General features: G+C 31.6%; 24 protein-coding genes and 1 pseudogene. 24 read left to right on the top strand and 1 reads right to left on the bottom strand.

Annotated elements, in window-relative coordinates; all coding sequences use genetic code 11:
* Positions 1-21 precede the first annotated feature (21 nt).
* From H1A07_RS05585 to H1A07_RS05475, 23 genes are all read left to right on the top strand, one after another.
* Positions 22-498, top strand: coding sequence for a low molecular weight protein-tyrosine-phosphatase (locus H1A07_RS05585; RefSeq protein ID WP_057719384.1), 477 nt, complete (start codon positions 22-24; stop codon positions 496-498).
* Positions 498-1013, top strand: coding sequence for an SA1002 family membrane protein (locus H1A07_RS05580; protein ID WP_094496464.1), 516 nt, complete (start codon positions 498-500; stop codon positions 1011-1013). The genes H1A07_RS05585 and H1A07_RS05580 overlap by 1 nt, the downstream gene beginning before the upstream one ends.
* Before the next feature lie 122 nt (positions 1014-1135).
* Entirely contained in the window at positions 1136-1306 is a 171-nt protein-coding gene (locus H1A07_RS05575; protein ID WP_164477441.1) for a hypothetical protein, read from the top strand.
* Positions 1307-1324: 18 nt separating this feature from the next.
* Complete coding sequence (locus H1A07_RS05570; RefSeq protein WP_210144648.1) at positions 1325-1975, top strand: DsbA family oxidoreductase; 651 nt, start codon at positions 1325-1327, stop codon at positions 1973-1975.
* A gap of 141 nt (positions 1976-2116) precedes the next feature.
* Complete coding sequence (locus H1A07_RS05565; protein ID WP_210144647.1) at positions 2117-2650, top strand: DUF4767 domain-containing protein; 534 nt, start codon at positions 2117-2119, stop codon at positions 2648-2650.
* A gap of 95 nt (positions 2651-2745) precedes the next feature.
* Positions 2746-4014, top strand: coding sequence for a hypothetical protein (locus tag H1A07_RS05560; RefSeq protein ID WP_210144646.1), 1269 nt, complete (start codon positions 2746-2748; stop codon positions 4012-4014).
* A gap of 66 nt (positions 4015-4080) precedes the next feature.
* Positions 4081-4746 carry a DsbA family oxidoreductase gene (locus tag H1A07_RS05555; RefSeq protein ID WP_210144645.1) on the top strand — a complete coding sequence of 222 codons (666 nt, stop codon included), beginning with the start codon at positions 4081-4083 and terminating at the stop codon, positions 4744-4746.
* A 118-nt stretch (positions 4747-4864) separates the two neighbouring features.
* Positions 4865-5719: a hypothetical protein gene (locus H1A07_RS05550; protein WP_210144644.1), complete on the top strand. Its 855-nt coding sequence runs from the start codon at positions 4865-4867 to the stop codon at positions 5717-5719.
* A gap of 210 nt (positions 5720-5929) precedes the next feature.
* Entirely contained in the window at positions 5930-6412 is a 483-nt protein-coding gene (locus H1A07_RS05545; protein ID WP_210144643.1) for a sigma-70 family RNA polymerase sigma factor, read from the top strand.
* 229 nt (positions 6413-6641) lie between these two features.
* The gene (locus H1A07_RS05540) at positions 6642-7646 is read left to right on the top strand and encodes an LCP family protein (protein ID WP_210144642.1); all 1005 of its coding nucleotides are present in this window, start codon (positions 6642-6644) and stop codon (positions 7644-7646) included.
* Positions 7647-7652: 6 nt separating this feature from the next.
* Entirely contained in the window at positions 7653-8516 is an 864-nt protein-coding gene (locus H1A07_RS05535) for a YveK family protein (RefSeq protein ID WP_210144641.1), read from the top strand.
* Positions 8517-8526: 10 nt separating this feature from the next.
* The gene (locus tag H1A07_RS05530) at positions 8527-9288 is read left to right on the top strand and encodes a CpsD/CapB family tyrosine-protein kinase (RefSeq protein ID WP_210144640.1); all 762 of its coding nucleotides are present in this window, start codon (positions 8527-8529) and stop codon (positions 9286-9288) included.
* Positions 9289-9293: 5 nt separating this feature from the next.
* Complete coding sequence (locus H1A07_RS05525; RefSeq protein WP_210144639.1) at positions 9294-10064, top strand: tyrosine-protein phosphatase; 771 nt, start codon at positions 9294-9296, stop codon at positions 10062-10064.
* Positions 10065-10091: 27 nt separating this feature from the next.
* Positions 10092-10751 (top strand): sugar transferase, encoded by a 660-nt coding sequence (locus H1A07_RS05520; protein WP_210144638.1) that lies wholly within the window; start codon positions 10092-10094, stop codon positions 10749-10751.
* Positions 10752-10761: 10 nt separating this feature from the next.
* Positions 10762-11538: a DUF4422 domain-containing protein gene (locus tag H1A07_RS05515; RefSeq protein WP_210144637.1), complete on the top strand. Its 777-nt coding sequence runs from the start codon at positions 10762-10764 to the stop codon at positions 11536-11538.
* A 26-nt stretch (positions 11539-11564) separates the two neighbouring features.
* On the top strand, positions 11565-12665 hold the full coding sequence (locus H1A07_RS05510; protein WP_210144636.1) for a glycosyltransferase family 1 protein: 1101 nt from the start codon (positions 11565-11567) through the stop codon (positions 12663-12665).
* Positions 12662-13783 carry a glycosyltransferase gene (locus tag H1A07_RS05505; protein ID WP_210144635.1) on the top strand — a complete coding sequence of 374 codons (1122 nt, stop codon included), beginning with the start codon at positions 12662-12664 and terminating at the stop codon, positions 13781-13783. Before H1A07_RS05510 ends, H1A07_RS05505 begins: the two co-directional genes overlap by 4 nt.
* 6 nt (positions 13784-13789) lie before the next feature.
* A complete protein-coding gene (locus tag H1A07_RS05500) occupies positions 13790-14884 on the top strand; it encodes a glycosyltransferase (protein ID WP_210144633.1) in 1095 nt (364 codons plus the stop codon).
* A 17-nt stretch (positions 14885-14901) separates the two neighbouring features.
* Positions 14902-15810 carry a glycosyltransferase family 2 protein gene (locus H1A07_RS05495; RefSeq protein ID WP_210144631.1) on the top strand — a complete coding sequence of 303 codons (909 nt, stop codon included), beginning with the start codon at positions 14902-14904 and terminating at the stop codon, positions 15808-15810.
* The gene (locus H1A07_RS05490; protein ID WP_210144629.1) at positions 15810-17102 is read left to right on the top strand and encodes an O-antigen polymerase; all 1293 of its coding nucleotides are present in this window, start codon (positions 15810-15812) and stop codon (positions 17100-17102) included. Before H1A07_RS05495 ends, H1A07_RS05490 begins: the two co-directional genes overlap by 1 nt.
* Positions 17099-18211 carry a UDP-galactopyranose mutase gene (gene glf / locus H1A07_RS05485; protein WP_210144628.1) on the top strand — a complete coding sequence of 371 codons (1113 nt, stop codon included), beginning with the start codon at positions 17099-17101 and terminating at the stop codon, positions 18209-18211. The genes H1A07_RS05490 and glf overlap by 4 nt, the downstream gene beginning before the upstream one ends.
* A 5-nt stretch (positions 18212-18216) precedes the next feature.
* Positions 18217-19650: a flippase gene (locus H1A07_RS05480; protein ID WP_210144626.1), complete on the top strand. Its 1434-nt coding sequence runs from the start codon at positions 18217-18219 to the stop codon at positions 19648-19650.
* A 153-nt stretch (positions 19651-19803) separates the two neighbouring features.
* Complete coding sequence (locus H1A07_RS05475; protein WP_210144624.1) at positions 19804-20907, top strand: hypothetical protein; 1104 nt, start codon at positions 19804-19806, stop codon at positions 20905-20907.
* Between the two features lie 256 nt (positions 20908-21163).
* On the opposite strand, the pseudogene H1A07_RS05470 reads toward H1A07_RS05475, so the two are convergent.
* Positions 21164-21842: pseudogene (locus H1A07_RS05470) on the bottom strand (transposase); the annotation flags it as partial.
* Between the two features lie 544 nt (positions 21843-22386).
* On the opposite strand from H1A07_RS05470, the gene H1A07_RS05465 reads away from it, so the two are divergent.
* Entirely contained in the window at positions 22387-23166 is a 780-nt protein-coding gene (locus tag H1A07_RS05465; RefSeq protein ID WP_210144622.1) for a hypothetical protein, read from the top strand.
* Positions 23167-23185 lie beyond the last annotated feature (19 nt).

Below are 23185 nucleotides of genomic sequence, written 5' to 3'. Positions count from 1 at the left end.
TTAAAGAAATAAGGGATAAAAATGACTAAGAAAATCTTATTTGTTTGCCATGGTAATATTTGTCGATCTCCAATGGCTGAATTTGTTACTAAAAAGATTGTTAAGAACCTTGGAAAAGAAAGCGAGTATGAAATTGCATCTGCAGCTACTACTGAGGATGCAATTATTGGCGGGATTGGACGAGATATTGACGTTCGTTCACAAAGAGTTATGAATGAACATGGAATTCCTTTTACTCATCGCCAGGCTAAAAAGATGGTTAAGAGCGACTACGCGAAATATGATTATATTGTGGGAATGGATGAAGAGAATTTCTTTGATATGAATCATATTTCGGCAGGAGACCCAGAGAGGAAAGAATACAAGTTGCTATCTTTTACTGGTTCAATGATGGATGTTGATGATCCATGGTATACTGGTGACTTTGAAGCTGCTTATCAAGACATTTGTCGTGGCTGTGAGGCTTTAATTAATAAGATTGAGAAGTCTGAAGCATAATGCAAGTTCTACCAATCTTCCTAATTGTTTTAGCCGTAGTTGTTACTGGCTATATCTTTACTTCTAAGAATCGCTTTTATTTTTTGAAAGCAATTATTCTCTTCTTGGTATTGTTAGTTTTAAGCACGATTAACTTTCTCATCTTCTTTGGAACTGCAGCTTTATTTATTAATAAAGTGCATGATATGAAGCTAGGTAACCTGTTCTTACTATTAGCTGCTCTAGTAGTCTTATCTGGTCTCTTCTTATATGAAGGGCTTAAGAAGGTTAACAAGTATCATCAGATTTCAGAAATAACTTTAACTCTGATTGAATACTGCATTCAGTGGTCTTTGATCTATGTAACTGTTTATCAATCAATCTTCAATAATATTGCGAAGATTCATACGATTACTAAAATGATAAAAACAGTTCACATTCTTAATCCAGATTTATTAGTAGTAATTATTTTACCTTCATTTATTTCAATTTGGATTGCAGTTGTTCTCTTGAAAAAGTATCAACATGATTTATAAAAGGTAGTCTTATAGATGGACTACCTTTTTATTATGCCAAGATCAAATTTTTGTCATTAGTGTCCTAAGCTCATACAATTAAGAATGAAAGCGGATGATATATTTGAAAGAAGGTTATAAATATGACAGTTCCAACATTTGATCGTGAAAGAGAAGAAATTATTAAAGATGTACGTGAAATGATCCATCGTGATCGTAACAATGGCTTCATTTTGGAAGAATTACAAAGTAAATATGGTAAAGATTTTTCTGATGCTGATTTGAGAGCTTTAATTAAAAAGGCTAGTGAATAGCAAGGAAGTAGGCATACAATGAGAATTAATTTTTGGATGGATTATGCATCTCCATTTTGTTATATTGCTTTTCATAGGTTAAATGAAGCGATAAAGACAGTAGGTATTGATCAAAATAAGTTAGAGTATAACTTTTGCACTTTTCAAATTGCTCCAACTGCTACTGAAAATCCACGCCTAACACGTGGGGAGATGTTAACGCAAAAATATGGTTTAACCAAACAGCAACTTTATGAAAGATTTCAAAATATTACTGAACAAGCTAGGGATGCAGGTTTAACTATTGATTATGCAGATACGCTTCCAATTAATACGATGAAGGCTTTGCGTTTAACTAAATGGTCTAATGATACGCAAGTAAACCAAAAAACAGCTAAGTTAATTGATGAGATTTTTGTAGCTTATTTTGTTGAAAGCCAAAATATCGCTAGTGATAATGTTTTATTAAAAATAGTCAACGACGCTGGATTGGATGCTTCATCTGCTAAAAAGATTCTTACTAGTGAAGAATATAGAGATGTAGTTATTGAAGATGAAAATAACTTAGCTAACCGAAATGTGGATGCTGTACCATACTTCGAAATTGGTCGTTATCATTATGAAGGTGTGCCTACGAAAGAAGATTTAATTGAAGCAATCAATAATTTGATATATCAGAAGGCAAACTAGCCTCTTAATACTAATTTTCTTTTATTTAAAGTGTAATTTTGCTCAAAAAGTGAAATTACACTTTTTTATGCGAGATTAAATTGCGCCGAAAGTGTAAATTTAATGGTAGGATAAGAATAAAAGAAAAGAGGAATTATACAAATGAAGAAGATATTACTAATTAGCGCGGTAGTGCTTAGCTTAGTAGGAGCTAGCGGCTGTTCTACCAATTCTGCTTCGACTAGCGATAATAGTACTAAGAGTTCTAAGACAGTGCAAAAGAAGCAGTGGAATAAGAAAAAAGACCAAAAACTTGCCCAAGAAATGAAAGACTACGGCAAAAAGAATAACCAAACCTATACTAAGTATGATGGTAAGACTAAACTTACTAATTCAGCTAACCGAATTTACCCAGATGCGTTTAAGAAAGATACTTTTAAGCTAAATGGTAAAAAGATTAGTATTGGTTGGAGTCCTCAAGGCGAACACCATTATGACTACGATGTCTTAGCTATTTATAACCATGACTTAACTAAAGATGGTCAACACAAGACTTTCCTATTTTGCTGGCACAAACAAAAGCCAATTGTCTTAGTCGATGAGGCTGGCAAAGGCAATGTAGTTGACTTACATGTAAGCAACGATAAGTCATTAAATGGTAGTTTTTCAAATATTATGTACGGCGAAAACATTTAACTTAAAGTCTGCTATGCTAGCAGACTTTTTGTCTATCGAGGGGAAGATCCGTATAATGGTAGCAAGTGAGATGATTTGAATAGGCAGGGATAGAAATGTTAAGTAAGAGAATGCGAGAATTACTGGATAAGGTATACGAGACACCAAATACTTTTGATGTAGCAATTATTGTACAAACGCCAGATTTTGAAGAAACTTATATTAGTGATAACTTACGGCGTTCTTATCAACCAGCTAGGGCTGAAGGTTTAATTTTTAGGTTAATTGCTAGCTTTGTACAACGGCTTGATTTAGACTATCAGGAATTTATTGATGTCTTAAAAGGCGATTTAGAAGATGAGTTGTTTAATGTAAAAGCAATGCGAAAAATAAAGCGTCCTCGTCATGATCTGCCTGAAGAAAAGTTAAGCAAAGCTGAGCAGCGAGTAGGAGAAATAGTAGATTTTGCTGAAGACTTAGTCAAAGAAGGCGCAATTGGGGATTACGTCTTAGTAGCTAACTATACGGATAAGTTAGGAGAGGTCTACTTTCAAGATAGTAGCGATCAGAATATGTCGACCTACCATGATATTCAAGTAATGCTGATGGAATATGCTAACCGTAATATTCTTAATCCTCAGGCAGTTTTAAAGGATTTAGAAAATAAAAAGCCGGATCCAGCTAAATTGCTTAATAAGGAAGCTTTTGAAGATCGAGCAATTAATGGCTTTAAAGTCGAAGACTTTTGGCAGGTTTATCGAGTTCCTTATCAGGGCGGCCAGTTTGAAATTCAGACTCCTGAAGGCGATCGCCTAGAGCAAGAGATAATTGGTTTTAGTAAAAAGTTGCAGCAGCTAGACTTAACCTATTACATTTTATTTATTAGGACTGAACGCTATATTTATGTGCTAACACCTTCATTTAAGACTGAAGATGACCTAGTTAATGCGTTACCCGGTTATTTAACAGGTTTAGAAGCTAATATGGATTTCACTGATGAAAAATTTAAAGAAATTAGCGATATGATGCTTGAAGAAAAGTCATACTTAAGTTTAGTTCATGGTGGCGACTCTGCATATGCAATTGATTTACCAGTTAAAAAGGAAATTACAGATGAGCAGGAAATACGGTTAGATATTCATGACATCTATAGTGAGCTTTTGACTTATCAAAAAATGAGATTAGTGCGTGATTTCTACTTATTTTCAAATATGAAAGATAATACTTTTACTGGTGGAAAGATGGAAAGCGAAGACTTAACGAATTATCTGTTGAATTTCGTTGAATTATTAGGTTACTTAACGCATATGTATCCTAATTTATCGTCGCAAAAGATTATTGACTTAGTAGCTACTAAGGATGAGTTAAAGCGCAAGCGAAAATAGTTGCTTTCTGTTCATAAAGTTCCTATTGTAGAGGTGAGAGTGTAATAACAGAAAGAAGAGTTGAAAATGAAAATTTCAATTTGGGGCGATTATGCATGTCCTTACTGCTACATTGGTGAAACTAACTTACAAAAAGCAATTAAAGAATTAGGCGTTCAGGATAAGATAGACTATGACTTAAATGCCTTTCAAATTGACTTAGATGCTCCTAAGTCAACTAAGCAAACTAATGCAGTCCTCTTAGCCTATGAGAAGGCAATTCCGTTAGCTAAAGCAAACGCAGCCTATGATCATGCTAAGGCAATGGGTAAGGCAGTTGGTTTAACAATTAATGAAGCAACTGCTTATAATACAAATACCATGGATGCTCACCGGATGGTTCAATGGGCTAAGGTAACTTATCACGATTCTAAGCTAATTGAAAATCTAGCTGATGATTTATTCTATGTTTACTTTACTGAAAATAAGGAGTTAGCAGACCATAAAGTATTATTAGATGTGGCAAAAAAGAATAAGTTAGATCCTAGCGAAGTTAAAAAGATTTTGGATTCAAATGCATATCAAGATGTAGTTATGCAAGAAGAAGCTGACTTAGAAAGTCGCGGCATTGAATCAGTACCTTACTTTATTATTAATGGTCAACAATTTGACGGTGTTCAAGATGTTTCAACCTTCAAAACTGTCATTGGAGCAGGTTTTGGGATGAAACCAGATGAATTTTTAAACTTTTAAAAGTTATTTAATTAGGCTTCTACACATTTTGTATAGGGGCCTTTTTTATATGCTTGTTTTTTGATATGATTATATTCCTTAATAAAATGTGTTATTTTATAGAAGAAAAGGAGTGAATATGAACAGAGAACTTAATAAGTTTAGCGTTAATCTGCCAGCAGGTAGGGACTTAAATACTTGGTCCAAAGAATTAGTTAAGACTAGAGTAACAGACTCAATCTGTACTTCTGCATTTAGACCATTTGTCCACGAGAATAATCTATATCAATTAAATGAAAATATGATTGCCTTATATGATTTTCATAAAAATCCGCTTGAAGGAAAATACCAGTCAGTTATCCTAGATAAAAAAGAGGGTATTATTTTATGTCAAAAAAATAGTCGACAATTAGTTAATTATTTTTTGAAGCATCGTTTAATTTTAGGAGCAGTATTGCAAAAGAAATTACAGAAAGAACTAGGCTTTTATTATCGCCATGCGATTTCTTTAGGAGAGATTGCCTATTTTTCGTTAAGAGCTCATTCAGAAAGACATACTTGCTGGATTGGCCTACATCATATGCAAACAGTACAACAAGTAGAAGATAAAGTAGTCTTCTCTCATCGAGATAATGGCTGCACTTATAATTTTGAATTCGATGATTATGCACCGAACCTATATAAGCGTTTAGCAGAGGCAATTACGCATAACCATGTTTTTGGTCAAATGTTAGTTAAATATGCGAATTCTCATGGCTTTCATTTGAAATTGTGTAAGTGCAGAAAGAAAACCTTAGTAGCAGATCAAGAATACTTTTATTTAACTAAGATTCAGAATGCCTTAAATTTAAAGGATCTTGCGGAAGCTGCAATTGAAGAATTTCATCGAAATTATGGTCGACAATGCGCTGAATTTTTTGACATTAAAGATTGGAAAATTCATGATCATAATTTGTTTTATCGACTGTCTAGAAGAATTAAATCAATTTTATAAACACGCTTGAAAAAGCGTGTTTTTTATTTACCAAAAAGGATAGCGATTAAAGACGAGTAAAAAGGAAAAGCCGAACAAATGTAAAAATAAAAAGTGCGTAGTAGCAAGCTTTTGAAGATACTAGGTCTTGGATTTGAGTAAGATTTTGCTTCTGATAATCTATTTTCTGCACAAGCGCTTGTGACATTTTGATTAAGGAATGATCACAATATGATTACAGAAAGAAATTTTATTAAAGCCTGGGAAAATCGGCGTTTAGTTGCTGGAGCAATTAAGGCAGCTGGGGTTAGGGCAGATTATCAAGATTATGCAGACTTATTGCAGGATGGGGTCTTGATTTATGCGGGGATGCTAGAAGAAAGTTCAGGAGAGGATATTGATAAGCTAGCCTTTAAGAAGATTCTTTGGCATACCTTAGATGAACTGAGAAAGATTCAACGCAGAAGCGAAAGAAATGAAGAGATAAATAATGGGACGGAATTAGGAACGACAGAAGTTGATTGGGATAACTTAGTAGTTTTGAAAGATGAAGTTAAGAAGTTAAAAGAGATTGAGCGGTTATTATTTTTTGAGCATTTATTGGGGCAGAGGGAGGTTACAGCTTTGGTTGAGCAGGCGGGATGCTCGCGTAGAACCTTGCAGCGAGTGAAGAAAGATTTACTTTTAAAATTAAGAAAAGCGCTAGAAAAATAAGCAAAATCGTCGAAAAAATAAATAACATTTAATGGGTTCATATTGACTTTATGGGGGGGGTGACAGTACACTTATATGCGTGAAGGTGGTTAGATTGCTATTTAGAGCATATTTTAATTCAATAAATGCGTTTTTTTATGCTAATTGTGAATTTTCTATTAATTTTCAAATATTTTTTGTATAATGATTTTTAGTGTTACTAAAAAACGAAAAATAAAAGAGGAATAAAATGGATCATAATAATAGTGATAATGAATTAAGACATCGCTCACATCATCACCGTCATCATCGACGTAAAAAGTTTTGGCGTATCTTTTGGATTGTATTAGGTGTCTTCTTTGTGGTAGATATCATTGCGGTTATTATCGCTTGGCACAATATCCATGTTGCCACTAACAATATGTATAATCCGATGAGTAACGAAATTAGTGATCGAAAGGTTAGCGACACCCTTAAAGACAAAAAGCCAATGAGCTTGCTTTTATTAGGAACAGATACAGGTGAATTTGGTCGTTCTTATAAGGGTAGAACTGATACCATCATGATGATGGTTATTAATCCTAAGACTAATAAGACTACAGTTGTTAGCTTGCCTCGAGACATGAAAGTTAACTTACCGGGCTATCCAGATTATTCACCAGCCAAGATTAATTCAGCTTATACTTATGGTGGTGTAGACGAAACTGTCAAAACGATCAAGAAGTACTTCAATATTCCAACTGACGCTTACGTAATGGTAAATATGGGAGGATTAGAGAAGGCAATTGATCAAGTTGGAGGAGTGACAGTTAAGTCACCATTAACCTTTGATTATGAAGGTTACCATTTTACTAAGGGTGTAACTTATCACATGAATGGGAAGAAAGCTTTGGCATTCAGTAGAATGAGATATGACGATCCTAAAGGAGATTATGGGCGTCAAGAGAGACAAAGACTTGTAATTATGGCATTACTAAAGAGTTCCATTTCTTATAAGACAGTCGTAAACCAAGCATTCTTGAATTCAATCTCTAAGCAAACTATGACTAATTTAAGTTTTGATAATATGGTTGCGTTAGCTCAGAACTATCGCCATGCTACGGATAATATCACAACTGATCATGCTCAGGGACAAGGCGACTGGGAAAATGGTGTTGCTTATGAGTCAGTTAGTCAAGCAGAATGTCAAAGAATTAGTAATAAGTTACGTGCTGCCTTAGGGCTTAAGCCGGAAACCTTAAAGACAGGAGAATAGGAAAAAGTGGAAAACAGTACAAAGACTGAAAATACAATCGATTTACGTAGATTATGGATGCTTCTTAGAGCACATATTTGGTCCATTATCTTATGGGTAATTGGATTAGGAGCGGTAGGATTTGTTTTAGCTGCTTTTGTAATTGAACCAAAGTATACTTCAACAACTCAAATTTTGGTTAATCAAAAGAGAAATACTACTGATGCTGGACAAGCTTTCAATGCTCAACAAGCAGATATACAATTAATCAATACTTATAAAGATATTGTTACTAGTCCAGTTATCTTAAAAGATGCTTCTAAATGGCTAAAGAACCCTACTGAAGTTGTAAAGGAAGCTAAGCCAGCTAAGTACCGTACTTTAGCTGATGGAACTAAGAAATTAGTTAAACCAGCTGAACCAGCAGTAGTTAGAAGAGCGGGACGGGGATATAACGTTAGTGCTAAAGAAATGCAAAAAGCAGTTTCTGTAACTACGCAACAACAATCCCAGGTTTTCACGATTAGTGCTAAGAGTAATGATCCAGAAAAGGCACAAGCCATCGCAAACGCAGTTGCTCAAACATTTAAGAATAAAATCAAGAATATTATGAATGTGAACAATGTTACTATTGTTTCTCCTGCTTCTGTTGGAACTAAGACATTCCCTAAGACGACTCTCTTTACTTTAGCTGGGGTTGTTCTAGGTTTAATTATTAGCGTTGCTTTAATTATTTTACGTGATTCATTTAATACTACCGTTAGAGATGATGATTACTTGACTAAAGAATTAGGGTTAACTAACTTAGGTCATGTATCTCACTTCCACTTGTCTAATAAGTTTAGTATTAATAATAATGACAATAATTCTGGTAAGAAGAAGCGCGTATAGGAGAGTATAAATGGGATTGTTTAATAGACGTAAAAAACGTGGTACTGATGAAACCATGCAATATGGTGCTAAGTTAATTACTGTAGCAAAACCACAAAATCCAGTAAGTGAGCAGTTTAGAACTGTTAAGACTAATATTGATTTTACAAGTGTTGATCATCAGATTAAGGCCTTAGCCTTTACTTCTGCCAATATTAGTGAAGGTAAGTCGACGGTGACAGTTAATACAGCTGTAACTATGGCTCAATCAGGGAAAAAAGTCTTATTAATTGATGCGGACTTACACAGACCTACACTACATCAAACCTTTAATATTTCTAACCGAGTAGGATTGACAACAATTTTAACTTCACATTCTAATGAAGTAGACATGGCAGATATTGTGAGAGAAGATATCATTCCGAATCTTTCAGTTATGTCTGCTGGTCCTATTCCACCTAACCCAGCACAATTATTGGGTTCTAATAGAATGCGGGCATTTTTAAACATGGTTAAAGAACATTATGATTTAGTTGTCTTAGACCTTGCTCCTGTTCTTGAAGTTTCTGATACTCAAATCCTTGCTAGCGAAATGGACGGGGTAGTATTAGTTGTTCGTCAAGGTGTTACTCAAAAGGCCGGTATTGAACGTGCAATTGAAATGCTTAACTTAACTAAGACGCACGTTTTAGGGTATGTAATGAATGACGTAAGAACTGGTCCAGATGGTTATGGATATGGCTACGGGTATGGTTATGGCTATGGTCAACAAAAAGATGGAGAATCGAAATAAGAAAAATGGTATTAGTTGATATTCACTCACATATATTGCCAGGTATTGATGATGGATCTCCTGATTTAGATTCATCGTTAGGATTAGCAGAGGCAGCAGTAACAGATGGAATTACTCATGCGTTAATGACGCCTCATACTTTAAATGGAAAATACCTAAATCATAAAAAGGACATTATTAAGGAAACTACTACGTTTCAATCTGAATTAAAGAAACATAATATTCCGTTAACAGTATTTCCGAGTCAAGAAGTTCGTCTAAATGGTAATTTACCTCAAGCTTTAGATGATGATGATATCTTGTTCTGTGATGAAGATGGCAGATATATGTTATTAGAATTTCCCAGTGAAGATGTACCAACTTATGCTAAGGATATGACTTTTAAGTTGTTAGGACGGGGGATTACCCCGATTATTGTTCATCCAGAAAGAAATTCGGGGATCTTAGCTCATCCAGAAAGATTACAAGAATTTATTGAACAAGGTTGTTTAACACAGATAACTGCTAGCTCGTATGTGGGAGTATTCGGTAAAGAAATTGAAAAGTTAGCTGATCGATTTGTGGAAGCTGGTCAAGTAGCTACCTTTGCTTCAGATGCCCATACATTGTCAAAACGTGAAAGTCGAATGCATGACGCTTATGAAAAGTTAGAAAAGACGCAAGGATTGGATGTTGCTAATAGCTTTAAGCAGAATGCAAGAAACATTATCAATTCTGATAATGTTAATTTAAATTGGAAACCTTTAAAGAAAAAGAAACGTTTCTGGTTATTTTAATTTTATTATTGGGGGATAGAGTTTTAAATGATGGCACAAGACGTTAAAAAAGTAGAACTAGATCCGTCAAAAGTTAATGGACGTTTAGTATATCATACTGTAAAACGTGGATTTGATATCTTAGCTAGCGGAGTTGCTTTGGTTTTATTATCACCATTATTTGGAGTTTTGACTGTAAAAATAAAAAAAGAAGATGGTGGCCCAGCATTTTATTCACAAACAAGAATCGGAAAAAATGGAAAACCATTTAAAATGTGGAAGTTTCGTTCAATGATTGTGAATGCCGATAAAATGGTAAAACAATTAGAAGAACAAAATGAAATTGACGGGGCAATGTTTAAGATCAAAGATGATCCTCGAGTAACTAAGATTGGTCATGTAATTAGAAAATATAGTCTTGATGAATTACCTCAGCTTTGGAATGTGTTAAAAGGCGATATGTCTTTAGTAGGTCCACGTCCACCTTTACCAATGGAGGTAGCTGATTATACTGATTATGATAAATTACGCCTGACTGTTACACCTGGTTGTACCGGTTTATGGCAAGTAACTAAGCGTAATGATGCAGACTTTGATGAAATGGTCGAATTAGACCTTGAATATATTAATAACAGTAGTTTATGGTTTGATTTTAAGATTTTACTAAAGACTGTCGGTGTTGTTGTTCATCCGAATAGTGCGTATTAATGGAGTTAGAATGAAGATAAAAATTTTAATTGCTGCTCATAAAAAATTTCCAATGCCAGCTGTTCCTGGATACTTACCAGTATTAGTAGGCGCCAAGAAAAATTATAAACCAGATATTCCTTATCAAAGAGATGATGAAGGAGATAATATATCGGAAAAAAATCCTAATTATAATGAGTTAACAGCTATTTATTGGGCTTGGAAAAATTTAAAAGATGTCGATGCTGTAGGCTTAGTTCACTATCGACGTCTTTTTTTCGATAAAAAACCATATAATTTAGAGAACGTTATAAATATTGAAAAGGTAGAACAACTCTTACAAAAATATGATGTACTTTTACCTAAAAAGAGAAATTACTATATTGAGACAAACTATTCTCATTACATTCATGCACATCATAAAGAACCTTTAGATAAAACACGCGAAATAATTGAAAAGTCATATCCAGCATATTTAACAGCTTTTGATAAAGTGATGAAAAGCCGAAAAGCACACATGTTTAATATGTTTATTATGAAAGCTGATGCATTTGATTCATACTGCAATTTTATGTTTGGGGTTCTAGAGAAGCTTGAAAATGAAATTGATATTTCAGATTATTCTGTTCAAGAAGCGAGAGTATTTGGATATATTTCAGAGCTTTTAATGGATGTTTGGTTATATACCACTAATGAAAGCTATAAAGAAATTCCATGGGGACAAATTGGCCCTAAACAATTAGTGAAAAAGGCTATTAGTTTTATCAATAGAAAATTTGGAATTGGTAAAAAACAAACTCATTTTTAGCATGATTTATACAGTAGGTGGAAAATTTGAAAAAAATTCTTCAAATTGGAATGACGTCTAACTATGGTGGAATTGAATCTTTTATTATGAATGTATATAGAAATATTGATCGTAATAAATTTCAATTTGATTTTGTAAACATGGAAACTGGTGGAAAAGCTCTAGCTTATTCGGACGAAATAAAAAGTCTAGGTGGAAAGATTTATAACATACCAGGAAGACGAGAAAATTTAAAAGCAAATAGAAATCAATTAAAGAAGATAATCGAAGAAAATAATTATGACTTTGTCCATAATAACGTTTTAACGTGGAGTTATTCTGATGGTATTACATTGCCATTAAAGTATTCTAACTCTAAAGTAATTGTGCATTCTCATAATTCATATATGAATCCAGGAATGTATGCACGCAGAGTTTTAAACTTTGTCAATAGAAGACTTAATTATAGAAATGATATAATCCGCCTTTCTTGTAGTGAGGGTGCTACTAGATGGCTATTTAGAAATCGGTCTGCGGTAGTAATTCCTAATGGGATTAAGACGAAAGACTATAGTTTTAACCCTCTAATTAGAGATGAATATAGAAGAAAGTTCAATGTAGAGAATGAAAACGTTTTTTTACATGTAGGAAGATTATCTCATCAAAAAAATCATGACTTTTTATTTAGATGGTTCAAAGAAATTCTAAAAAAAGATTCGAATTCAATTTTATTTTTGGTAGGAGATGGTGAACTAAGAGAAAAGCTACAGCAAAAAGCAAAAGAATTAGATATTTCATCACATGTTAAATTCTTAGGAATAAGAAATGACGTTAAAAATTTAATGTTTATGAGTGATGCATTTCTATTTCCATCGCATTATGAGGGGTTGGGAATTGTTCTTATTGAAGCTCAAGCAACGGGTTTACAATGTATAGCAAGTAATAATATTGAGCCAGAGGCAAAAGTAACTAGTCAAATTAAAATCATTGATATTACTGCTTCACCTGAGAAATATGTTGATTTAGCGTTAAAAAGTGTTGAAGAATCACGTGAATCTAACCGTATAAAGTCATATAAGGAAGTTCAAAAGGCTGGCTATGACATTAGTAATACTGTAGAAATATTAGAGGGGATTTATTCAAAGTGACCGCGAAGAAACTATTAATTGTTGGGGACTTTATTAGTGGAAGTGGCTTGACTCAGTTTATATTCAATATGTTTCCCCATTTTGATGTTAATAAATATAATATTCAATGTGTAGGATATGGAATTGATTCAAAACAAGAAACAAATAAAACATGTGATGACTTAGGGTGGCGATTAGAAAGGGTAGTACCTATAACAAAACGGCCATTGGCACATGTGAAATGGTGGAAAAACTTTCTAAAAAATAATGATTTTGACATTATATATTTTAATTATTCGTCTTCTTGGAATTATTTTCCTGTAAAATATGCAAAACGCTATACAAATGCACAAATAGTTTGTCATTCTCATAATGCATATTATAGTCATGTTTTTAAAAATAAAATTTTAATGTATTTTCTGAATGTAATGAATAATAGAGGGAAAAAAATTCTTAATAATATGACCGATGTGAAATTAGCTACTTCTAAAGATTCTGCATTATGGATGTTTAATACATTAAAAGATGTAACTGTTATAGATAATGGAATTGAATTAGATAATTTTAAATTTGATGCGAAAGCATGTAAAGAACTTAGAGCTGAATTAAATATATCTTTAAATGAAAGATTAATTGGATTTGCCGGTGTTTTACAAGAAAGAAAGAATCCTATTTTTGCTTTACAAGTTTTTTCAGAATATCTTAAGAGCAATCCTAATAGTACATTCTTAATGATCGGTAATGGCCCGATGAAGAGTGAAATTGTGAGAATAGCCGATGAATTAGGAATTAAGAAAAAAGTTAAATTTATAACTTACACTAATAGATTAAATAAATGGTATTCGGCCATGGACATACTTTTATTTCCAAGTTTATATGAAGGATTTGGTCTTGTTCCATTAGAGGCACAGGTAAGTGCTTTGCCTGTCCTTGCTTCTAGTAATGTAGCACCACAAGTGTTTGTAACACAAAATATTAAACGAATTACTGGGTATGACAAAGATAATTGGGTTAAGAAGTTAAGTACTATAAAGTTTAAAACAAATGAGGAAAGATCATCACTTGATTCGTCTTTAAATAAATTTGATGTGAAGAAACAAGCAAATCAAATATCTAGTTTGCTAGAAAGTGAAAAGTGATAATTAATGAAAGTTATGCATTTTACGGCTGGTTTTGTTAATGGTGGAGTAGAGCAAGTTTTATTAAATTATACTGGTAAGTTAAATAAAGATTATGATGTAAAGGAATCAATAGTTTATCTACATACTGCAGATTCAGCAAAAAAGAAAATGTCGGAACAATTAGGAAATAAAATGTATCAAATTCCGGCTCGAAGAGAAAGTCTGTGGGGAAATATAAAATCAACTTACCAACTTATAAAAAAAGAAAAACCTGACGTTGTACATAGTCATATGAGCCTGATGAATTTCTTTCCACTAACTATTGCAAAAATTTTGGGTGTTCCAGTTCGTGTGTCCCATTCTCATTTAGCCCTAAATGATAGTGATTCTGTTAAAGATAGGATCTATAAGAAATTAACTAGTTGGTCAGCCAACGAATTAGTAGCGTGTGGTGAAGAGGCTGGAAAATATCTCTACGGAAATCAAAAATTTAATATCTTGTTTAATGCAATTGATCAGAGTAAATATCAATTTAATCAATCTGCAAGAGAAGAAATAAGAAAAAAGTATCATATTCCAGAGAAATCATTTTTAATTGGAAACATTGGACGAGTGGTTGAACAAAAAAATCAAAAATTTCTTGTTGAAATATTTGATAAATTTTATGATGAGTATCCCGAGAGTTACTTAATGATTATTGGAAAGGGCGAGAAGAATCAGCCTGATGAACAAGAATTAGAAAAGTACATTAAATCAAAGAAAAGTGCCGCTCATATCATTAGAGTACGTGGTGTAAAAAGTACTGAAAAGTTTTATTCTGCATTTGATGTATTTGCTATGCCTTCTCTTTATGAAGGCTTGCCAGTAGTAGCAATAGAAGCTCAAGCATCTGGTATACCAACAATACTATCTAAAAACATAGATCCTTCAGTTATATATTCTGATAAAGTAAAACTTCTCTCAATAGATGAGGGAGTAAATCCATGGATTAATGAATTTCAATCTTGGAAAAAACAGGATTTTGATCGTAGTTTTAGAGGAAACGATAATTATAATATTAATGTTCAAAATAAAAAACTATATGACTGGTATTATTCATGGATAAACAAATATAAGTAAAGATGAGTAGGAGTAATATGAAAAATAAAAAAAGCGTTGATTGTGTAGTTGTAACCTTTAATAGATTAGATTTATTAAAGGAATGTGTTGAAGCCATTGAGAGTCAAACCTATCCAATAGAACATTTTTTTATTATAGATAATTGTTCTACTGATAATACTTGGGAATATTTACAATCTATTAAAAGTGAAAAAATAGTTCCTATACATCTAGAAAAAAATCTAGGAGGAGCTGGTGGTTTTAACGCCGGTTTAAAAACTTTTATTAATAAAAGTAACGCAGACTATGTTTGGATTATGGATGATGATACTATTCCAACCTCAACTGCTTTAGAAAAATTAATTGATAAATTAAATATTTCTTCTCATCTTGGATTTTTATGTAGTAATGTACGTTGGCAAGACAATAGTGTAGCTGTCATGAATATTCCAAGTCCAGATAAAGAATGGAATAAATATAGTGATCAAGGTGTAACGAAAGTTAAATCAGCATCTTTTGTATCCATTATGTTTCCTAGAAATGTAGTAAAAAAGGTAGGATATCCAATTACTGATTTCTTTATTTGGGGCGATGATGTTGAATATACTCTTAGAATTACGCATGATTATCATTTAGATGGATTTATGGTTAATGACTCTTTAGTAGAGCATAAAATAAAGCAAAATATTGCTACGGATTTAGTTAAAGAAGAGAGCTTGGGTCGTGTAAAACGTTACTATTTGGCACAGCGTAATACAATTTTTTATCTTAAGAAACATAGTACAAAAAAAGAAGTATTTAAAGCAATCGTACGTCAAGGTGTAAAGATACCAATTAAAGCTTTAATCAAGTCTAAAGACCATAGATTTTATAGAGCTTGGGTATCAGTAAAAGGTACAGCAGTGGGATTATTTTTTAATCCAAAAATAGAAAAGGTAGAAAAATAATGATATTTTTAACTTTATCGTTAGTATTATTAACTTTATTAGCCTACTATTTAAATAATCGATCATTAGTTTCACCATCAATTCTTTTTTGTGGTGGCATGACTATAGCATCTTTTATTGCTTGGATTAATCAAATAACTTGGAACCTTGAGTTAGATGTAAGAACATTCTTAGTTATTACTTTAGGTGCGGTAGAATTTATAATAGTAGGATATGTTATAAATTTTGTTTTCAACACTATATCTAGTGGGACTCGAACACAAAAAAAAGTTCCTTATAAAGTAATTCCAGAATTTGTTGATAAAAGGTTTACAAGTATTCTTTTTATACAATTAGTAATAATATGTTTAGCAATATTTACAATTAGGCGAGCTACAGGTATCTCAAATTTAATGAGTGCTATCAATTATATTAACTATGTTCAGAATGGATTCATAAAAGGACAAATAAATTTACCAGGTTATTTTGGGCTTATTCTTCTTTTTAATAGTTCAGCTGGAATGATGGCTGGATATGTTTTTCTAGAAAATATAATAGTAAAGCGAAAATTTAATTTAGTTTTGTTTTTTAATTTGCTTTTGGGTCTCGCAACTCCACTATTAACAGGAGCTCGAGGCGATAGTATTGTATTTTTAATTGCCTTGACTATTTTAGGATACTTTATAGTTAAAGAACAACATAACTGGAATTCATCAAATACGAAATATGTTGTCTTAGGTATTATAGGAGCAATTTTGTTTGTTTTTGTCTTTGAATGGTCCGCTAGCATAGTGGGAAGAAATATGGAGAATAGTAATCTAGGAGAATATATTTCTACCTATATGGGAGCAGAAATTGCTAATTTAAATGAATTTATAAAAAGTCGTTCATTTCCAATAAAGGGGGAAATTTTTGGACAACAGACTTTTGTAACAATTTTGCCAACTTTATCACGAGTATTTCGATTTGCTTTGCCAGATTATAAATTAGATATACCATTTCAAATTTTAAATGGTCATAATACTGGTAACGTAGCAACTATGTTTTATTCTTGGCTATATGATTTTGGATATATGGGAATAGGAATTCTAACTATTGTAGTTAGTGGTGTTGGGGAAGTATGTTATAAGTTTGCAAAGCAAAGCAATGGTTTTGGAATTATGAAATTAGTTTATAGTTATATAGGTGCCTTAATTGCTTTATCTTTCTTCTCTAATAGATTTTTTGAAAACCTAAATATAAATTTTTTGTATATGATAATCTCATGGATAATATTAAAATATATTTTATTTAGACGGGGGAAAAACGCATGAATTATTTAGTAGTTGGATCAGGCTTATTTGGAGCAGTATTTGCTCATGAAGCAGCAAAACGTGGTAATAAAGTTACTGTAATTGAACAAAGAGATCATTTAGCAGGCAATATTTATACTAAAGAAGTTGATGGCATTCAAGTTCATCAATATGGAGCACATATTTTCCATACATCAAATAAAGAAGTTTGGGAATATGTACAACAATTTGCTGAATTTAATCGCTATACCAACAGCCCTGTAGCAAATTATTATGGTAAGATGTACAATTTGCCATTTAATATGAATACTTTTAGTGAAATGTGGGGAGTAAGAACTCCACAAGAAGCTATGGATAAGATTAATGAGCAACGTCAAGAAATGGCTGGTAAAGAACCACAAAATCTTGAAGAACAAGCAATTTCCCTAATTGGGCGTGATATTTACGAAAAACTAATTAAGGGATATACAGAAAAGCAATGGGGCAGAAAAGCTACAGAATTGCCAGCATTTATTATTAAAAGACTTCCAGTTCGTTTAACTTATGATAATAATTACTTTAATGATGATTATCAGGGAATTCCTAAAGGTGGTTATACCCAAATAGTAGAAAAAATGCTTGATAATGAAAACATTGAAGTTAAGTTAAATACTGATTTCTTTGATAAAAAGGATGAGTATTTAAAGAATTTTGATAAGATTGTCTATACTGGCATGATTGATAAGTTCTTTGATTATAAGTTAGGCGAACTTGAATATCGTTCTCTTCGTTTTGAAACTGAAGAAAAAGATGTAGATAATTATCAAGGTAATGCAGTAATTAACTATACTGATGCAGAAACCCCTTATACTCGTGTAATTGAACACAAACATTTTGAGTTTGGTAAAGGTGATAAGGATAAAACAATTATCACACGTGAATATCCAGCTGATTGGAAACGTGGAGATGAACCATATTATCCAGTTAACAATGAAAGAAATAATACTTTGTATAAACAATACAGAGATTTAGCTGAAAAAGAAGATGACAAAGTTATTTTTGGTGGCCGTTTAGGTCAATACAAGTACTATAATATGGATCAAGTAATTGCAGCTGCTTTAGAATCTGTGGAAAATGAATTTGGTGAATAGTTTTTATGAAGGTCATTAAAAATTACCTTTACAATGTTGGATATCAAGTATTAGCAATAATTGTACCGCTAATCACATCAGCCTATGTCAGTCGTGTTTTGCGTCCAGAAGGTGTTGGTGCAAATTCTTTTACTAATTCCATAATTCAATATTTTATTTTATTTGCAAATATGGGAATTGGATATTATGGGAATAGACAAATTGCTTATGTTAGAGAAAATAAGGATCAAATGTCAAAAACTTTTTGGGAAATCCAAATAGTCAAGACAATTATGACTCTTTATGCTTTTGTAGCATTTGAAATTTTTATGATCTTTTATACTCGTCAGCCAGAGTATATGTGGGCTCAATCACTCAATTTGATTGCAATTGCTTTTGATATTTCATGGTTTTATGAAGGTATAGAAGATTTCAAAGTTACGGTTTTGAAAAATTCATTGGTAAAAGTGTTATCAATGATTGCCATTTTTATCTTCATAAAAGGACCTAATGACGTAACTCTGTATATCATTGTACTTGCATTATCAACATTAATTGGTAATTTAACATTGTGGCCAAATATAAGACGTGATCTTAATAAATTTTCCTTTAAGTTTTTAAATCCGTGGCAGCATTTTTTACCAATGGCAGAATTGTTCATTCCACAAATTGCGACACAAGTATATGTGCAACTTAACAAGACCATGTTAGGGGTCATGGCTAATGAAACGGCATCTGGGTATTACCAATATTCAGATAATTTAGTTAAGTTGATTTTGGCGTTGGTTACAGCAACGGGAACAGTTATGTTGCCACATGTTGCTAACGCAGTTGCGCATGGTGATATGAATAAAGTTAATCAGATGCTATATAAATCATTTGACTTTGTTTCTGCTGTTTCTTATCCCATGATGTTTGGATTAGCAGCTATTTCTTTGACTTTAGCGCCAAAATATTATGGTCCGGGATACGGACCAGTTGGACCAGCAATGATGATTGAATCTATTGTTATTTTAATCATTGCTTGGAGTAATGTATTAGGAGTCCAGTATTTATTGCCAACGCATCATCAAAAGCAATTTACTATTTCTGTTACTTTAGGAGCAATTGTAAATTTGATTTTAAATATTCCATTGATTAAAATATCGGGACTAACCGGTGCAATGTGGTCAACTGTTTTATCTGAAATATCAGTTACTGCATACCAAATGTGGGCAGTTCGCCATATGCTTAATTTTAAGGAATTATTTGCTGACTCTTGGAAATACCTCGCTGCCGGCTTAGTAATGTTTATCCCTGTTTTTTGGATGAATACTCATTTAAAGGATTCTTGGTTGATGATGGGCTTGGAAGTGTTAGTGGGAATAGTAATTTACGCTGGGGTATTATTTATACTACGTGCTAAGATACTTCAGGATGCCAAAGGGCTAATTGGGGATAGATTAAAAAATAATTTATAGTTGTATAAAAGAATCATGCAGCAAAAAGTTGTGTGGTTCTTTTTAGTTAAATAAGAGAAAATATAAATTGCTAGTGTATAAAGGATAGACAAAGGATTGAAAAAATAAAATTATGAAAATATTAAAAAACTAGGTTCTTCCATACTTATTGGAATGATATTAAATTTAATTGTATCTGACTGTTATAAGTATATTTTAAATGATAATTATAAAAAATATATAGAGACATTGTATATAAAGTATTGGCCATATGGAATATGGGGATGGATAATAGTGGGAATAATATTATTTTTCTTTATTGTCGAAACTATGCTTCAATTTAAAAAATATGAACCAAATAAAAAAAGCTTTTTAAACATATTGGGCAAAATAATATTAGACGAATTAATATTATTTGTGATACTTATAATTAAATGGAAAGATTCCTCTAATATATGGTGGATGTATTTAAATGTAGGATACTGGAGCACGATTGTTTTTTTACTATTAATGATTTTTTATAAAACAAATAATATTAAGAAAATTAGATGCAAGTCACACAGAAAAGAAAAAGTAATAAAAATTAGTATGATTAAAGATAAAATTATTTCTAATTTAAAAACGATTTGGAAAAAATATACTAATAAGATTGTATTGTTTGGGAAGAGAATTTCTATTTTTGTTGCTAATAATGAGTATATTTTAAAAAGATTGATGTATGCCTTAATAACTAGTTTAGTGGCAGCTATAGTTGTTTCATTATGGCATAGTATTAATTTTGATGATATCCAAAAATCTATTAATAATTTTTTGAGCTTAAATACTAAACTAAGTACTCGTGCAAGTCAAATGTCATCATTTGTCTTTGCATGTATTTTAGATTTTTTACCTCTAGTTCTTAGTACTATTATTTGGAGTAGAATTAAAAAACTAAAATATAAAAAAAGTTTATTAAGAGAATATGAATATAAGAAATATGGGGATATTAACATAAGAATCGAAAAAGCCTATTTTCAAATAATTAGTTTAATAATATGTTTTTTAGGGTTAACTTGTATTTTATTTTCTCTTTCAAGTTGGGGAAAGGCACGAGTGTTAACTCTTACAATGGTAGTTAAATTATGGTTTGTATTATTTGGAATAGCGATTTTCGGAATTTTCTTATTATCTCTACTATTCGATTGGCTAAAAAAAGATTCATATCAAAATAATAATTTACTGCGTACGACTATTTTTCTAGGTTTTGTTGCTACTATGATGGCTGCCTTTTTTAAGTAAAAAAGGCACATGATAATTTTTTTATATGATAATAACTATGAGAAATTTTTTTCTTCAGGAAATAGTAGAAAGAGATTATAAGGGATAAATATAAAAATTTGTGTTAGAATTTTTTTTTTCAAAATAAGAGTATGAGAATCTGTCTAAGATAGATCAATTTGTTAGTATTAACGTTATGTGTAAAGAAAATATGGTTAATTATTTATAGTAGCAAAAATTAAGTAAGAAAAGCATTTTTAAGTCATATCTAGATCATTTAAAGAGAAAGGCTGTTTGTCAAATCCTGTTGATGAATAGTTTGTAAAGAGAGGTAAGCAACTAGAAAATAGTTGTTTGGCTCTTTTTCTTTGACCAAATTTTCTTCCAGTCTAATTCTAATTAATAGATGTCTAAAATTATTGTATCCGTAGGCAGTACGCTCAATCTGCTTAATTTTGCGATTGACATCTTCAAGACAACCATTAGAGTAGTTGGAAGATATACCGCTTAAGACACCAGTATAATTATGCTTAAAGGTCAGTAATGTTTGATGCATCTTCTCGCCCTGAATTAAGTAAGTGAATAATCTGTTTTTCATCTTTATTTTGAATAGCAGCCATACAGTCCTGCCTAATCCAATATGTATTTTCGAGATCTTTATTGCAGTCTAAGTCGTCTAAGACAACATGTTTCTGAGTGAGATAGTCTTTAAAGTGCCAATCGTAGTAGAGAGTGGTCTTATTAAGCTTGTCATACAGCTTCCAAGGAGACTTTAAAAGCCTATATTCACGGCTTCTTTTATTAAATTGCTTCATGATTTGAACTCTGAAAATACTAAAAGATCTGTGAAACATTTAGCAAAAGTTCTCTCACAACTAGTGGATAATAGTCATAAGATCAATGGTCAATTTTTTCTCTTGCCCGAGCTTGGGCATGAATTTATAAAAATAATCAAGGTTAGAAGAAGGACAAAAGGACAAGAGGGCACACGATAAGGTCATTTATAATTCTTATTATCAAATTTTTTATTTAAATAATTAGAAAAGATGATGCTAGAAAAATATCAAGGGTAAATTTAATATAATCATCAAAAGAGGGTCTCCCGATTTCTTATGTAAATTATGATAATTAATTATTAACTTTATAGACCAATGATATAAAGTAGGAGAGATTTAATTTAGTAGTTAAAATATACTTTGAGTTTTGAAAATTTACGCATATACTAAATTTACTAAAAGATATTTTGGAATAAGAGAGAGACTATGCAGATTTAGAATTTTATATTGAATAATTTTAGAAGAGACATCTTCTAGTGTTTTTACTACTTTTATATTGAAATGAATTAGAAAGAATAAAGAGATATTAAAGTAAAAGAATATAAAAATCTATAAATGATAAAATAATTGGTTTAAAAAATGTAAAGGTGTGTTTAAGGAGGAAACTTGTATGTTCAGCAGGCTATTAGCACATATAGAAAATTTCTGGAGATCCAAGAGTAATATGATTACAACTAGTATAGCTTTAGTATTGACATTTGGTATAGTGAATTTAATATTAATAGGTGAATGGAAGTTCAACGCTAATATTATAAGTTCATTTTCGTTAATGACGATAATAATTTTAGTATTTTCTCTTAGTGTAATAGCTTTATCTGTGACATCTATTTTTAATCGTTTGCGTGTTCTTTCAAATGATTTTCCCTTAGAAATGCTACAAATAGTTAATGTTTTATTGATTATCATAGCTCTATCTTATGTAGTACTTGTTTTTAATTCTCCGTCTACTGTAATTAATAAACTCGCTAGGGAATTATTTTCGATAATTGGAATAAGTTTTACATTATTTAGTGTTTGGGTAGGTTTAATAAAAAAAGTACAATTATTAAATATTTTAATTGTTGGGAAAAATATTCAATATTGTAGTAATGAATATAAGTTAAATGGAGAAAAATGCTTTAAAGTGAGCGCACAATGTAAAGGTGATAATGAAGATATTATTGTATTTGCTGGATTCTGTTTAAAAAAAGACATTGATACAATTTATCAAAAAGAATCTGAATATAGAAAGCTAATATATAAGCCTTTTATTAATGATATAGATATAATTACTATGCCGGAAAAGATAGAACCCCATAAATTGAGTTCTTATATTGAAATATCAGTTAAATCAATACAAGACAAATGCAAGGAAGAAGGTATTACTTTAGAAGAGAACAAAGTTTACATATTGTATAAGGATTCAAAAGAAAATTACTTCGGAGCTGGAGTTATTTTAAATTAATAAAATGGAAGTAAGTATA

It is taken from the genome of Lactobacillus taiwanensis, assembly GCF_017894345.1.
In the GTDB taxonomy this organism is placed as follows: domain Bacteria; phylum Bacillota; class Bacilli; order Lactobacillales; family Lactobacillaceae; genus Lactobacillus; species Lactobacillus taiwanensis.
The sequence above is the reverse complement of the archived record's forward strand: the minus strand, read 5'-3'. Positions and strand labels throughout refer to the sequence as shown.

Coding starts and splice junctions, on each gene's coding strand:
- H1A07_RS05550 (WP_210144644.1), top strand. CDS start 4,865: ATGAACAGAGAACTTAATAAGTTTAGCGTTAATCTGCCAGCAGGTAGG.
- H1A07_RS05580 (WP_094496464.1), top strand. CDS start 498: ATGCAAGTTCTACCAATCTTCCTAATTGTTTTAGCCGTAGTTGTTACT.
- H1A07_RS05495 (WP_210144631.1), top strand. CDS start 14,902: ATGAAAAATAAAAAAAGCGTTGATTGTGTAGTTGTAACCTTTAATAGA.
- H1A07_RS05585 (WP_057719384.1), top strand. CDS start 22: ATGACTAAGAAAATCTTATTTGTTTGCCATGGTAATATTTGTCGATCT.
- H1A07_RS05545 (WP_210144643.1), top strand. CDS start 5,930: ATGATTACAGAAAGAAATTTTATTAAAGCCTGGGAAAATCGGCGTTTA.
- glf (WP_210144628.1), top strand. CDS start 17,099: ATGAATTATTTAGTAGTTGGATCAGGCTTATTTGGAGCAGTATTTGCT.
- H1A07_RS05555 (WP_210144645.1), top strand. CDS start 4,081: ATGAAAATTTCAATTTGGGGCGATTATGCATGTCCTTACTGCTACATT.
- H1A07_RS05575 (WP_164477441.1), top strand. CDS start 1,136: ATGACAGTTCCAACATTTGATCGTGAAAGAGAAGAAATTATTAAAGAT.
- H1A07_RS05515 (WP_210144637.1), top strand. CDS start 10,762: ATGAAGATAAAAATTTTAATTGCTGCTCATAAAAAATTTCCAATGCCA.
- H1A07_RS05570 (WP_210144648.1), top strand. CDS start 1,325: ATGAGAATTAATTTTTGGATGGATTATGCATCTCCATTTTGTTATATT.
- H1A07_RS05530 (WP_210144640.1), top strand. CDS start 8,527: ATGGGATTGTTTAATAGACGTAAAAAACGTGGTACTGATGAAACCATG.
- H1A07_RS05565 (WP_210144647.1), top strand. CDS start 2,117: ATGAAGAAGATATTACTAATTAGCGCGGTAGTGCTTAGCTTAGTAGGA.
- H1A07_RS05500 (WP_210144633.1), top strand. CDS start 13,790: ATGAAAGTTATGCATTTTACGGCTGGTTTTGTTAATGGTGGAGTAGAG.
- H1A07_RS05490 (WP_210144629.1), top strand. CDS start 15,810: ATGATATTTTTAACTTTATCGTTAGTATTATTAACTTTATTAGCCTAC.
- H1A07_RS05525 (WP_210144639.1), top strand. CDS start 9,294: ATGGTATTAGTTGATATTCACTCACATATATTGCCAGGTATTGATGAT.
- H1A07_RS05475 (WP_210144624.1), top strand. CDS start 19,804: ATGATATTAAATTTAATTGTATCTGACTGTTATAAGTATATTTTAAAT.
- H1A07_RS05560 (WP_210144646.1), top strand. CDS start 2,746: ATGTTAAGTAAGAGAATGCGAGAATTACTGGATAAGGTATACGAGACA.
- H1A07_RS05520 (WP_210144638.1), top strand. CDS start 10,092: ATGATGGCACAAGACGTTAAAAAAGTAGAACTAGATCCGTCAAAAGTT.
- H1A07_RS05540 (WP_210144642.1), top strand. CDS start 6,642: ATGGATCATAATAATAGTGATAATGAATTAAGACATCGCTCACATCAT.
- H1A07_RS05480 (WP_210144626.1), top strand. CDS start 18,217: ATGAAGGTCATTAAAAATTACCTTTACAATGTTGGATATCAAGTATTA.
- H1A07_RS05465 (WP_210144622.1), top strand. CDS start 22,387: ATGATTACAACTAGTATAGCTTTAGTATTGACATTTGGTATAGTGAAT.